Annotated in this window: 13 protein-coding genes; 6 read left to right on the top strand and 7 right to left on the bottom strand. The window is 34.5% G+C overall.

Annotated features, from left to right (window positions below):
- Nucleotides 1-508, bottom strand: a 508-nt coding sequence (locus Q0929_RS07455; RefSeq protein WP_299239377.1) for an AAA family ATPase, incomplete at its 3' end; no start/stop codon positions are given.
- Between the two features lie 200 nt (nucleotides 509-708).
- Here Q0929_RS07455 and Q0929_RS07450 point away from each other — a divergent pair.
- Entirely contained in the window at nucleotides 709-2,118 is a 1,410-nt protein-coding gene (locus tag Q0929_RS07450) for an FAD-linked oxidase C-terminal domain-containing protein (protein ID WP_299239375.1), read from the top strand.
- Between the two features lie 129 nt (nucleotides 2,119-2,247).
- Here Q0929_RS07450 and atpD read toward each other — a convergent pair whose 3' ends face one another.
- The 6 genes from atpD to Q0929_RS07420 are packed head-to-tail and all read right to left on the bottom strand — an operon-like array spanning nucleotide 2,248 to nucleotide 7,647.
- Nucleotides 2,248-3,672 carry a F0F1 ATP synthase subunit beta gene (gene atpD, locus Q0929_RS07445; protein ID WP_299239374.1) on the bottom strand — a complete coding sequence of 475 codons (1,425 nt, stop codon included), beginning with the start codon at nucleotides 3,670-3,672 and terminating at the stop codon, nucleotides 2,248-2,250.
- Nucleotides 3,673-3,693: 21 nt separating this feature from the next.
- Nucleotides 3,694-4,569 carry a F0F1 ATP synthase subunit gamma gene (locus Q0929_RS07440; protein ID WP_299239372.1) on the bottom strand — a complete coding sequence of 292 codons (876 nt, stop codon included), beginning with the start codon at nucleotides 4,567-4,569 and terminating at the stop codon, nucleotides 3,694-3,696.
- Nucleotides 4,570-4,580: 11 nt separating this feature from the next.
- Entirely contained in the window at nucleotides 4,581-6,095 is a 1,515-nt protein-coding gene (gene atpA, locus Q0929_RS07435) for a F0F1 ATP synthase subunit alpha (protein WP_299239370.1), read from the bottom strand.
- Between the two features lie 22 nt (nucleotides 6,096-6,117).
- Nucleotides 6,118-6,666 carry an ATP synthase F1 subunit delta gene (gene atpH / locus Q0929_RS07430; protein WP_299239368.1) on the bottom strand — a complete coding sequence of 183 codons (549 nt, stop codon included), beginning with the start codon at nucleotides 6,664-6,666 and terminating at the stop codon, nucleotides 6,118-6,120.
- A 1-nt stretch (nucleotide 6,667) separates the two neighbouring features.
- Nucleotides 6,668-7,210 carry an ATP synthase F0 subunit B gene (locus Q0929_RS07425; protein ID WP_299239367.1) on the bottom strand — a complete coding sequence of 181 codons (543 nt, stop codon included), beginning with the start codon at nucleotides 7,208-7,210 and terminating at the stop codon, nucleotides 6,668-6,670.
- Nucleotides 7,207-7,647, bottom strand: coding sequence for an ATP synthase F0 subunit B (locus tag Q0929_RS07420; protein ID WP_299239365.1), 441 nt, complete (start codon nucleotides 7,645-7,647; stop codon nucleotides 7,207-7,209). Before Q0929_RS07420 ends, Q0929_RS07425 begins: the two co-directional genes overlap by 4 nt.
- Nucleotides 7,648-8,192: 545 nt before the next feature.
- On the opposite strand from Q0929_RS07420, the gene Q0929_RS07415 reads away from it, so the two are divergent.
- From Q0929_RS07415 to aroA, 5 genes are all read left to right on the top strand, one after another.
- Nucleotides 8,193-8,705, top strand: coding sequence for a thioredoxin fold domain-containing protein (locus Q0929_RS07415; RefSeq protein WP_299239363.1), 513 nt, complete (start codon nucleotides 8,193-8,195; stop codon nucleotides 8,703-8,705).
- Nucleotides 8,702-9,118, top strand: a complete 417-nt coding sequence (locus Q0929_RS07410; RefSeq protein ID WP_299239378.1) for a molybdenum cofactor biosynthesis protein MoaE — start codon at nucleotides 8,702-8,704, stop codon at nucleotides 9,116-9,118. The genes Q0929_RS07415 and Q0929_RS07410 overlap by 4 nt, the downstream gene beginning before the upstream one ends.
- A 4-nt stretch (nucleotides 9,119-9,122) precedes the next feature.
- Nucleotides 9,123-10,439, top strand: coding sequence for an FADH(2)-oxidizing methylenetetrahydrofolate--tRNA-(uracil(54)-C(5))-methyltransferase TrmFO (gene trmFO / locus Q0929_RS07405; RefSeq protein WP_299239361.1), 1,317 nt, complete (start codon nucleotides 9,123-9,125; stop codon nucleotides 10,437-10,439).
- 182 nt (nucleotides 10,440-10,621) lie between these two features.
- On the top strand, nucleotides 10,622-11,368 hold the full coding sequence (gene rlmB, locus Q0929_RS07400) for a 23S rRNA (guanosine(2251)-2'-O)-methyltransferase RlmB (protein ID WP_299239360.1): 747 nt from the start codon (nucleotides 10,622-10,624) through the stop codon (nucleotides 11,366-11,368).
- Entirely contained in the window at nucleotides 11,352-12,647 is a 1,296-nt protein-coding gene (aroA, locus tag Q0929_RS07395; protein WP_299239359.1) for a 3-phosphoshikimate 1-carboxyvinyltransferase, read from the top strand. Before rlmB ends, aroA begins: the two co-directional genes overlap by 17 nt.
- Nucleotides 12,648-12,822: the final 175 nt, after the last annotated feature.

Below are 12,822 nucleotides of genomic sequence, written 5' to 3'. Positions count from 1 at the left end.
TTAAAATTTCTCTATTTTCTTTTGCATACTCTATGTTTTCTATTGCATCTAAGATTGGTTTATCATATTCGTCTACTAAAACCACCACTTGTTGGTTATATTTCTTATACAAAGAATAAATAAGCTCGCCGAGTTTACCGCTAAATGTCTGAAAAGTAATCTCAACGTCAAACTCTCTCTGTAGGCTAATAAATATTTCTGTTAGTTTGATTTTTAAATCTTCCGGTGTCTTAATATTTCCTTCTGTAAAATCGATTTTTATAACCGGATGCTTTTTGCTCCAATCCCATTTGTCATAGATATACAAGCCTTTGAATAACTCTTTATTTCCAGAGAATGCTTCTTTTATTGTATCTAAAAACAGAGATTTTCCAAATCTTCTTGGTCTGCTTAAAAAGTAATATTTTCCTTTAGCAAGCTTTAGTATAAATGGTGTTTTATCTACATAGTAATAATTGCCTTCTACTATATCTCTGAAAGTTTGAATGCCTATTGGCAGTTCTTTCATATTGTAAGCTCCTTTTTCTTAATTTTAGCACAATACATTAAAGAAAGTGTTTTAAAATTCTTAAACTTTATCTTTTCTTGCTATTCAGGGTTGTAAGTAAACCGGCTATATAACATTTAAAATTATGACTTACTCTATTGAAGATTTGTGTTAACATAGTCTAAATTATCTTAAAACAATTTTAAAATGAGGTAGTTGACATGTTTAAAGCTAAACAGATTGAAAAAATACCAGTACCAGATAGGGTTAAAAGAGCTTTAAAAGAAGCAATTGGAGAGTATAAAGTATTAGATGATGAAATGAATAGAATGCTATATTCATATGATGCAACGAGATTAAGCTTTCCGCCAGATGTGGTTGTAATACCAGAAAGTGAAGAGGATGTTAAAAAAGTAGTAAAAATTTGTTATGAAGAAGGGGTACCAATAACTCCAAGAGGAGCAGGTTCAGGCTATACCGGTGGTGCTATTCCGGTAAAAGGTGGAGTATTAATCTCTTTTGAAAAGATGGATAAAATTTTATGGATTGACGAGGATAACGCAGTTGCAAAAGTTCAGCCGGGTGTAATTACTTATAGACTTCAACAGGCAGTAGAGAAAAGAGGATTATTCTATCCACCAGACCCGGCAAGTTATAAATTCTGCACAATGGGTGGAAATGTAGCTGAGAATGCAGGTGGTCCAAGATGTGTAAAGTACGGTGTAACAAGAGAGTATATCATGGAGCTTGACACTGTAATTTATACAGGAGAAACAATCCATACAGGAAGAATAACATTAAAAGATGTTGCGGGATATGATTTAACAAGACTTTTAATTGGCAGTGAGGGGACGCTTGGAATATTTACAGGAATAACAGTCAAATTAATTCCAAAACCAAAAGCTAAGAAAACAGTAAAAGCTGTATATATGGACTTAGAGTCTGTAGGAAAAACAGTTAAAGATATATTTAAAGCAGGGATTTCGCCGTCAGCTCTTGAATTTATGGATAAGCTTGCAATAAATGCAGTAGAAGATTTCGGACATTTTGGATTAGATAGAGACGCAGAAGTTATACTTTTAATAGAAGTTGACGGTCATCCAAAAGCTCTTGAAGATGAGATTGTAGAAGTTGCTAAGATATGTGAAATGAACGGCGCAAAAGTTGAAGTTGCTAAAACAGACAGAGAAGCAGAAAAACTTTGGGAAGCTCGTAGGTCTTTATCACCGGCAGTTGCAAAACTTGGAAGAACAAAAATAAACGAAGATATAGTATTTCCAAGAAGCTATTTACCGGAGGCACTCCCAAAGCTTAGAGAAATTGGAAGAAAATATAACTTAAAAATGGTGAACTTTGGACATATTGGAGATGGAAACGTTCATGCAAACTTTATGATAAACGGATTAGACCCGGATGAAGTAGCAAGGGCAGAAAAAGCTGTTGAAGAAGTTTTCGACTTAGCATTATCTTACAGAGGTTCTATCACTGGTGAACATGGCGTTGGTATAACAAAGGCAGAATTTATGAGAAAACAATTTTCTCCACAAGAAATGGAATTGATGAAGAAAATCAAAAGAGCTTGGGACCCAGAAAACTTAATCAATCCCGGAAAGATGGGATTAGATGATTAATACATTTTAAAGATTTTTCTCTGACTGGCTAAAAACGCTAGTCAGTAGAAGAGTCTTTTAAAGATCAATGCAGTTTAAAAATAATTTTCAAAACCCGGGACTGTTTTGAGCCCCGAGACTATAACTCAATTAAACTTTAACACCTAATTTTTCAGCTTTTTCTTTAGCTTCTTCTATGCCACCAACCATGTAGAATGCTTGCTCTGGTAAGTGGTCCCATTTACCTTCAACAACTTCTTTAAATGACCTTATAGTTTCTTCCTTTTTAACATAAGAACCTGGCTGACCTGTAAACTGTTCTGCAACGTGGAATCTTTGAGCTAAGAATCTTTGCAATCTTCTTGCTCTACCAACGATTGCTTTATCTTCTTCAGAAAGCTCTTCCATACCAAGGATTGCGATGATTTCTTGTAATTCTTTGTATCTTTGGAGAATTCTTTGAGTTTCTCTTGCTACATAGTAATGCTCTTCTCCAACATATTCTGGAGCTAATGCTCTTGATGTAGATTCAAGCGGGTCAATAGCTGGATAAATTCCAAGCTCTGCCAGTCTTCTTTGGAGAACAATAGTAGCATCTAAGTGTGCGAAAATAGATGCTGGGGCTGGGTCTGTGATGTCGTCAGCCGGTACATAAACTGCTTGAATAGAAGTAATAGAACCATTCTTTGTAGAAGCAATTCTTTCTTGGACTTCACCAACGTCAGTACCAAGAGTTGGCTGATAACCAACCGCGGATGGCAATCTTCCAAGAAGTGTTGAAACCTCCGAACCTGCTTGAACAAATCTAAAGATGTTGTCTATAAAGATGAGAACGTCCTGTTTTTCAACATCTCTGAAATATTCAGCTATCGTAAGACCTGTATGAGCTACTCTAAATCTAACTCCCGGTGGCTCGTTCATCTGACCGTATACCATAGCTGTATATGGTAAAACGCCTGATTCTTTCATCTCCATCCATAGGTCATTTCCTTCCCTTGTTCTTTCACCAACACCAACAACAACAGAGTATCCAGAGTGGAATTTAGCAATATTGTGAATTAATTCCTGCATAAGAACTGTTTTACCAACACCTGCACCACCGAATAATCCAACTTTACCACCTTTAATTAACGGAACGAGCAGGTCTATAACTTTAATACCTGTTTCAAACTGTTCAACTTTTGTTGACTGTTCTTCAAAAGAAGGAGCTTCTCTGAATATTGGCCAGTACTCTTCTGCGTTAACCGGTCCAGCTTCATCGATTGGTTGTCCTACAACATTAAAAATTCTTCCCAGAGACGCCTTTCCTACGGGTACTTTAACAGGAGATCCTAAATCTTCTACTTCAGCACCTCTAACAAGACCATCGGTAGGACCATATGCGATTGTTCTTACTCTGTTATCTCCAAGATGTTGAGCAACTTCAAGATACAAATCTTCTACATATTCTTTTCCAGTGTCGTCAATAGCAGTTCTTTGTACTTTTAATGCGTTTCTTATAGCCGGTAGTTCACCTTCTGTGAATTCAACGTCTACAACCGGTCCAATTATTTGAATAACTTTTCCTTTAGCCATTTATATATCCTCCTTAGTTTTTTACTTAATTGCTTCTGCAGCATTAATAATATCAATAAGTTCAGTAGTGATTGCTTCTTGTCTTGCTTTGTTGAATATAATCGTCCATTTTCTGATGGCTTCGCCTGCGTTTTTTGTTGCATTGTCCATTGCAATCATCCTTGCAGAATGCTCGGCAGTAGATGATTCTACTAAAGCTCTAAACAATTGATAATTTATATATCTTTGTAGCAAAGAGCTTAAAACTTCTTCTTTTGATGGTTCTATGTTATACACAGATACTTCTTCTAATTTCTTTGAGGAAGCAGTAGGTTCAAGTGGTAGTAATTTTCTAATCTTTGTCTCATATGTAGAAGAGGTTATTAGTTCATTATTAAATAGATAAACAGCGTCAGACTTTTTATCTATAAATCTTGATGCAAGAATTCCACCAACTTTTGCAGTGTAAGTTAAATTTACTTGGTCTCTGTAAATATCCTCATAGGCTTCTATTATGTTAAAGCCTTTATTTTTGTAAAAGTTAACCCCTTTTCTACCAATTAGGAGAAGATTAACTTCTTTGCCTTCACTTTTTAACCTTTGAATCTCTCTCCAAGCTGTTTTTATAACGTTTGAGTTAAATGCACCGGCCAATCCTCTGTCTGCCGTAATAATTACCAAATCTACGCTTTTTTCTTCCCTTTTTTCAAGAAGTGGATGAGATTCTCTGTCAATATAAATAGCTAAGTCTTCTATCAACTCATAGAGTTTATTTGAATATGGTCTTGTTGCGTATAAGAGTGCTTGTGCCTTTCTTAATTTGGCAGCAGAAACTGCCTTCATTGCTTTTGTAATTCTTTGGGTGTTTTTTATACCGTTTATTTTTCTTTTAATATCTCTTGGTGATAACTTAGCCATCGTTTATCTCCTTAGAATGCTACCTTTTGTTTGAATTCTTTAACAGCAGCATCAAGTTTAGCTTTTATATCATCTGTCAATACTTTTTCTCTTCTGATTGCTTCCAAGATATCCGGTTTTTCTGTATCTAAGAATACATAAAATTCTTTTTCAAATTTTTGTATTGCATTAACCGGAACATCGTCTAAATATCCTTGTCCCGCCACGTATATAATCGCAACTTGTTTTTCAACCGGAATAGGTTGGTTTGGTGGTTGTTTTAAAAGTTCAACCATTCTTTGTCCCCTTGCAATTTGTGCCTGTGTAGCTTTATCAAGTTCAGAAGCAAACTGAACGAATGCCTCAAGTTCTCTGTATTGTGCAAGGTCAAGTCTTAATGTACCTGCAACTTGCTTCATAGCTTTAATCTGTGCTGCACCACCAACCCTGGATACAGAGATACCTACGTTAATAGCAGGTCTAATACCTTTATAGAAAAGGTCTGCTTCCAAGAATATCTGACCATCCGTAATAGAAATAACGTTTGTTGGGATATAAGCTGCAACGTCACCTGCTTGAGTTTCAATAATAGGCAATGCTGTTAAAGAACCTGCTCCAAGCTCATCATTTAGTTTTGCAGCTCTTTCTAACAATCTTGAATGTAAATAGAAAACGTCACCCGGATAAGCTTCCCTTCCTGGTGGTCTTCTTAAAAGTAATGATAACTGTCTGTATGCATGAGCATGTTTTGTTAAGTCATCATAAATTACTAATGCATGCATTCCATTGTCTCTAAAATATTCACCAATTGTACATCCTACAAATGGAGCTATGTATTGCATAGTTGCTGGGTCTGAAGCCGTAGCAGCAACTACAGTTGTATATTCCATAGCACCATGTTTTTGCAATGTTTCAACTATATGAACTACGTTAGACCTCTTTTGACCGATTGCAACGTAAATACAATATACTCCTTGACCTTTTTGGTTTAGGATTGTATCTATTGCAATTGTTGTTTTACCTGTTGCTCTATCACCAATGATAAGCTCTCTTTGCCCTCTTCCAATTGGAATCATTGCGTCAATAGCTTTAATTCCTGTTTGGAGTGGCTCGTGAACAGATTTTCTTTTTACAACTCCAGGAGCAATTTTTTCAACTGGAGAGTAATATGCTATATCTGTTAATGGCCCTTTTCCATCAATTGGATTTCCAAGTCCATCAACAACTCTTCCAAGTAAACCTTTTCCTACAGGAACAGATAAGATTTTTCCAGTTCTTTTAACTATACTACCTTCTTTAACAGCCACGTCTGAACCAAGTAAAACCGCGCCAACGTTGTCCTCTTCAAGGTTAAATACAACGCCAACAACTCCACTTTCAAACTCAAGCATCTCACCCATCATAGCCTTTTCAAGACCGTAGATGCGAGCAACGCCATCGCTAACCTGGATAACCGTTCCAACCTCTTCTAAGTTTGCACTTACTTGAAATTCCTCAATTTGTTTGTTTAAATTTTCTAATACTTCATCAGCTCTTATTACAGACATCTATCTTTAACCTCCTTTTATATTAAAATCTTGATAATGTACTTTCTAAACGTTTTAAGTAAGACTTAACAGATGTATCAATAATGTAGCTTCCTGCTTTTATTACAGCTCCACCTATTAAACTGTTATCTTCTTTAACTGTAAACTCTACCTTTTTACCTATCTTTGACTCTATAACGGATTTAATTTCATTTAATAACGCTTCATCTATTTTGTAAGCTGCAATAATCTCACCTTGAACAGTTCCAAAGAACTTTTCGACTTCAAACTTAAACACCTTGTTTAACTCTTTAAAAATATTTGCTTTTTTGTCTTTAACGATTTTTATAAGTAATTTAGAAATTTCTGCATCTGTACCAAGAGCAGATAAAACTCTTTCCATCAATTTTTCTTTTTCTTCCGTAGAAGCTTTAGGATTTAAAACGATGTTTCTAAATGTTTGATTTTCTTTAAAGAGTTTGTTTAGGATATCAAGAATGCTTGAAATCTTTAAAAGATTCTCTTCAGACTTATCAGTTTTAGCAATTATTTCTTTGACTACTTTTCTAAGATATTTTTTATCTATCTTCACTTTATGCCTCCAAACCTTTTATTGTCTTTTTAATTAATTCATTGCTAGTTTGAGGATTTATTGAAGACTCTATTAAAGATTTAGATACTTCTAATGCTTTTTCTGCTGCATATTTCTTTAATTTTGCTTCTGCCTTTCTTATTTCTATGTTGATTGTTTCTTTAGCCTGCATTTTAATTCTTTCTGCTATTTCGTTAGCTTGCATAATAGCATGCTCTCTTTCTCTCTCTGCTGTTTCTTTTGATATTTTTATACTTTCCTCAAGTTTATATTTTGCTTCTTCTAACTTTCTTTTAGCATCTTCTAAAGCTTTTTGACTATCTTCTTTCATCTTTTGTGCTTCTAAAACCATATTTGCAACATTTTCCCTTCTGCCATTTAAAAACTTCTTGATATGCTTTCCGCCGAAGTAGTAGACTATCCCAAGCAAAATAACTGTATTTACCGCTTTCCAAAATAAAATCATACCTTCGTTAGATTCTTTTTGCTCCCCCGCAAAAGATAAGCCAGCTAATAACAAAGTAAACAACAATACTTTTTTCATGCCGCCTTCTCCTTGAGTAATATCTTATTAGCTATTTTTTCAGCTACTTTATTTATAGTTGTATCAAGAGCTTTCATCTCTATCTCAACAACTCTATCTATATCCTTTTTAGCTTCTTGGATTTCTTTTTCTGCTTCTTCTTGAGCTTTTCTTAAAATATCAGCTACTATCTGATTTGTTTCGTGATGTGCTTGTTCTAAGATTTTTTTACTTTCTTCTTTTGCTTTATTTAAGAGTTTTTCAACTTCTTCAAGTATTACTTGAGCCTGCCGATTGTTTTTATTAGCTTCCTCTATCAATGCTTTAACCGTATTCTCTCTTTCTTGTAAAGCTTCTAAGTATGGATTGAGATAGATTTTTTTCATGATAACCATGAAAACAAGGAATATTATAAGTTGAATAAAAAGCGTGTAATCTAAGGCTATCTCTACGTGCATAAATTCCTCCTTGAATTAAAAAATTTTGTATATTATCATATCAGAAAATAATCAATATTTCAAAAAGTTTTTGGTAATTCAGAAAAGAAAAGCATAATAATAGGACTTTGGTCCGAAAGATCTCATGTATATTATGATAAAATTAGTATTTCATAACTCGGATTAGAAATTCAATAAAAGTAGGAGATTCTTAACTTCACTCAGAATGACGATTTGAATTTTTTGGACAGTCTCACTATTTGATTTATTTTTAGTTTTGATTAATATATTATTGTTTTGAGAAATTGGCAAAATTTTTAAAATTGAATATGTGATTTTTCGGTATTATGGTCTGATATCAAGCGGCAAAAATAGAATGTAGAATGCTTGTTATATCGTTTTGTTTTTCTTAACAAACTACAGACGATGCTTCAAATGTTATCATTTCGTAGTTCAGTAAAAATTCTGCACGAAGAGAACATTTTGTTGAATCTTGGCATTGAATTTCTTACACTAAAAGTTTATATTATTGTTTATCTTAAAAATTTGGAGGTTTTATTAAAAAAATGAAGAAAAGCTTTATTCTACTGCTTCTGCCAATTATGTTTTTATTCTATTCGTGCAACAAACAATCTGAACCAAAGTTTACAGTTGACCCAAACCCTGTGATTAAGCAGGCTATGGAAAATAAGAAAAATCTTATAGTAATCTTTGAATCAGAAACATGTCAGTATTGTGATAAATTAAACAGAGAAGTCTTAAAAGATATGGAAGTCAAACAAAGCTTAATAAAAAATAATGTAGAGATAGCTATCGTTAACGTTGACGGTAAAAGAAAAGTCTTAGACCCGGAAGGGAAAAAAGAAGTTGACGAGCAAACATTAGCGGGAATTTATAGAGTGACAGGATACCCAACAATAGCGGTATTTTTACCGGATAAAAATTATGAGCTCTACGGAGTAGTTCCGGGATTTATTCCGAAAGATTATTTTATAATGCTTGCAGATTTTGTTGGCTCAAAATGTTATCAAAAAATTGATAGCTTCCAAAAGTATGTAGAAAATGGAGGAAAATGTTGATCCCGCAAATATACATCGGAGAAGATTGGTTTACTTTAGATGAAGTTTTTAAAAGCTACTCTAACCCTGAGTGTGGCGGAGTAGATATATTCATTGGCGTTGCAAGGTCAGCACCGGAGGATGGAGATGTAAAAGAACTTCATTACGAAGCTTATATTTCAATGGCTGAAAAAGTTATAAAAGAAATCATAGAAGAGGCTAAAGAAAAGTTTAAAATACATCATGCAGTAGTACATCATAGAACAGGTGTTGTTCCGGTCGGCGTTCCATCATTTTTGGTAGTTGCGTGGGCAGGACATAGACAGGAAGCTTTTAGTGGATGTAGGTATATTGTTGATAACGTTAAAGCTAGAGCTCCAATTTGGAAAAAAGAAGTATTCAATACAGGACAATCTCAATGGAAGGAACAATAAATAAATGAAAGTGGCAGTTATAGGTGCAGGATTAGCCGGTTCGGAAGCAGCATATAAAATAGCCCAAGCAGGATATAAAGTAGACCTTTATGAAATGCGTCCGGAAAAACAAACTCCAGCACATAAAACCCCCTACTTTGCTGAAATCGTATGTAGCAACTCTTTTGGTAGTGAATCTTTAACATCCGGAGCAGGTTTATTAAAAAAAGAGATGGAAATTTTAGGCTCCATTATTTTAGATGTTGCAAAAGAATTTAAAGTTCCCGCCGGTCAAGCACTTGCAGTAGATAGAGAAAAATTCTCTAAAAAATTGACAGAAATTTTAGAAAACCATCCAAACATAAATGTAATCAGACAGGAAGTTAAAACCTTGCCGGATGCAGATATAATCGTAATTGCAACCGGACCCCTTACATCAGAAGAGTTTTCCAAGGAAATTCAAAAAATTACAGGAAGTGAGTATTTATACTTCTATGATGCAATAGCTCCTGTGGTTGATGCCTCAACGGTTGATTTTTCAAAAGGATTTTGGGCTGATAGATACGGAAAAGGAACGGGGGATTATTTTAACTGTGTATTATCAAAGCAAGAGTATGAAATTTTTTATCAAGAGCTTTTGAAAGGTGAACAAGTACCGTTAAAAGATTTTGAAAGGGCTGTATATTTTGAGGGTTGTCTTCCAATAGAGGAAATAGCACGAAGAGGAAAAGAAACTCTTTTATATGGTCCAATGAAGCCTGTTGGACTGATAGACCCAAAAACAGGTAAAAGGCCTTATGCAGTAGTTCAACTAAGAAAGGAAAACATAGAAGGAACTCTCCTTTCTTTGGTAGGTTTTCAAACAAAGCTAAAATATCCAGAGCAAAAGAGAATTTTTAGCTTAATACCTGCATTAAAAAATGCTGAATTTGTTAAACTTGGTTCTATTCACAGAAATACATTTATCCAATCTCAAAAGTTGTTAAAACCAACTCTACAGCTTAGAGAAAAGCCTAACATATTGTTTGCCGGGCAGATTACAGGAGTAGAAGGATATATGGCATCTGCTGCAACGGGCATCATTGCTGGTATAAATGTAGTAAGAATATTAGAAGGTAAAGAACCGCTAGCTCCACCAAAAACTACAATGATAGGTGGGCTTATAAACTACATAACAACAGCAAAAAATGAACTTCAACCAATGGGTCCAAACTACGCACTTCTTCCGGAGCTTGAAGAAAAGATAAAAGGAAAGGAAGAAAGAAAGTTAAAAAAAGCAGAAATTGCACTGAAAGACATAAAAGAATGGGCAAAAGAGATAGAATCAGCTGTTTTTATCTAACAGAGCTGTTATCTTTAGGTAATCGCGATTAGATAGTTAGTCAAGCGGGTAAGATGAGGCTGTTCCAAAAATACGCACTGTCATTCCGCAGCCGGCGAAGAATCTCATTTTTTATTGAACTTCTCACCCGACGTATTAATATAAGTTAAAATATTTAATCAAAGATTATGTAGGAGAAGGTTTTGGAGAAAGAAAACCACTGGGTAATTTGGGGAAGAAATCCAGTAATAGAAGCACTTAAAGCCGGAAGAAGTCTTGAAAAAATTCTTATTGCCCACGATTCACATCCGCCAAGAGAGTTGTTAGAGCTTGCAAATGAGAAGAAAGTAAAGGTACAAAAAGTATCAAGACAAAAGATTGAAGAGCTCGCAAACACTAAGAAAACACAAGGTGTTGTTGCGCTTGTAAGTCCAATAAAATATTACGATGAAAATGAAATTATAGATAAAACAATAAAAGAAAAAGGCATTATGCTAATCTTAGACCATATTACAGACCCTCAAAACGTAGGAAGCATTTTAAGAACAGCAGAAATTTTTGGAGTAAGTGGAGTTATAATCCCTAAGGAACGGTCAAGCCCTATAAATGAAGTAGTAGTAAAAGCATCCACAGGGGCAGTTTTTCATCTTCCGATTGCAAAAGTTGGAAGTTTAAGAAATGTTATTGAAAAATTTAAAAAGAAAGGTGGTTGGGTTGTTGCTGTTGAAAAAGGTGGAAGAAATATAGCTGAGATAGACTTTCCATATCCGATTGCGTTAGTAGTTGGCTCGGAAGGAAAAGGAGTTTCAAAATCTATATTAGAAGAAGCGGATATTATTGCAACTATTCCAATGGTTGGTAAAATAACATCTCTAAACGTTTCAAATGCAACGTCAATAGCATTATGGGAATTATTTAAAAGGAGAATAAAAGATGGAAAAAACAGTTAAAAAAGCAAAAAGAATAGAAGGGTCTTTAAGAGTCCCGTCAGATAAATCTATTTCACACAGAGCAATAATTTTATCCTCATTGGCAGATGGTACATCTATTGTAAAAAACTTTTTGAAGGCTGGTGATACTCTTACAACTGTAAACGCATACAGAAAACTTGGGGTTGAAATAGTAGAAAAAGATGGTGTTTATTATATTCATGGAAAAGGTTTGGATAGGCTTAAAGAACCTGACGACTTTCTTGATATGGGAAACTCCGGAACAACTACAAGATTAACGCTTGGAGTATTGGCTGGATTTAATTTTTTTGCTGCACTAACAGGTGATGATAGTCTAAGAAAAAGACCTATGAAAAGGGTAGCAGAGCCACTTTCTAAAATGGGTGCAAAAATAGATGGAAGAAAAGATGGTAATTTACTTCCAATCTCTATAAGAGGTGGAAAGCTTACAGGAATAGATTTTTTTAATGAAAAAATGTCGGCACAGGTAAAGTCAGCTATTCTTTTGGCCGGACTGTTTGCAAAAGGAGAGACAACAGTTTTAGAACCTGTAATTTCAAGAGACCATACAGAAAATATGTTAAACAGTATGGGAGCATATGTAAGTAGAGAATTTACAAAAGACGGATATAGAGTAACTGTCAAAAAAGCAGATAAGCTAAATCCTATACATATAAACGTACCTGCCGACCCATCTTCGGCGGCATTTTTTGCAGCTGCAGCATCAATTATTCCAGGGTCTCACATAGAGTTAAGAGATGTTTTAATAAATCCAACAAGAGATGGATTTTTTAGAAAGTTAAAAGAAATGGGGGCTAAGGTAGAATACAAAAACAAAAGAGATGAAGCAGGTGAGATAGTAGCAGATGTCTATGTTAGCTATCATGAATTAAAAGGTGTAAAAGTAGAGCCTAAAGAAGTTCCTTCAATGATAGATGAAATTCCACTGCTTGCAATCATTGCAACTCAAGCAGAAGGGGAAACGGTAATAACCGGTGCCCATGAGCTTAGAGTAAAAGAAAGCGATAGAATTAAATCAGTAATAGAAAACTTTAAACACTTAGGGCTTGAAGCAGAAGAACTTCCGGATGGTATGATAATAAGAGGAAAACAGAAAGTAAAAGGTGGAATCGTAGATTCTTATAAAGACCATAGAATAGCAATGGGCTTTGCAATCCTTGGATTAGTAAGTGAAGAAGGAATTACAATAAAAGATGCTGATTGTGTTTATATATCTTATCCAGAATTTTTTAACCACTTAGAAAAGGTAAGCAAGTAGTACAGAAAGAGTTCCTCTTTGTATAGACAAATATTTTCAAATATAGTGGAATATACGTCGGGTGAGAAATTACCTCCATAGTTTACTTTTTCTAAAAAAGCTATAACCAATAGCATATGCATATAGATAAGCAACAAAAGTCTTAACCTTTCTCCATCTACTTATAAGATTGAAA

Source organism: Sulfurihydrogenibium sp., assembly GCF_028276765.1.
Classification (GTDB): Bacteria; Aquificota; Aquificia; order Aquificales; family Hydrogenothermaceae; genus Sulfurihydrogenibium.
Note: the sequence above shows the minus strand (reverse complement) of the source record. Positions and strands in the feature narration are given on the sequence as shown.

Coding starts and splice junctions, on each gene's coding strand:
- trmFO (WP_299239361.1), top strand. CDS start 9,123: ATGAAAGTGGCAGTTATAGGTGCAGGATTAGCCGGTTCGGAAGCAGCA.
- atpA (WP_299239370.1), bottom strand. CDS start 6,095: ATGTCTGTAATAAGAGCTGATGAAGTATTAGAAAATTTAAACAAACAA.
- Q0929_RS07415 (WP_299239363.1), top strand. CDS start 8,193: ATGAAGAAAAGCTTTATTCTACTGCTTCTGCCAATTATGTTTTTATTC.
- atpD (WP_299239374.1), bottom strand. CDS start 3,672: ATGGCTAAAGGAAAAGTTATTCAAATAATTGGACCGGTTGTAGACGTT.
- aroA (WP_299239359.1), top strand. CDS start 11,352: ATGGAAAAAACAGTTAAAAAAGCAAAAAGAATAGAAGGGTCTTTAAGA.
- Q0929_RS07450 (WP_299239375.1), top strand. CDS start 709: ATGTTTAAAGCTAAACAGATTGAAAAAATACCAGTACCAGATAGGGTT.
- Q0929_RS07440 (WP_299239372.1), bottom strand. CDS start 4,569: ATGGCTAAGTTATCACCAAGAGATATTAAAAGAAAAATAAACGGTATA.
- Q0929_RS07425 (WP_299239367.1), bottom strand. CDS start 7,210: ATGAAAAAAGTATTGTTGTTTACTTTGTTATTAGCTGGCTTATCTTTT.
- Q0929_RS07420 (WP_299239365.1), bottom strand. CDS start 7,647: ATGCACGTAGAGATAGCCTTAGATTACACGCTTTTTATTCAACTTATA.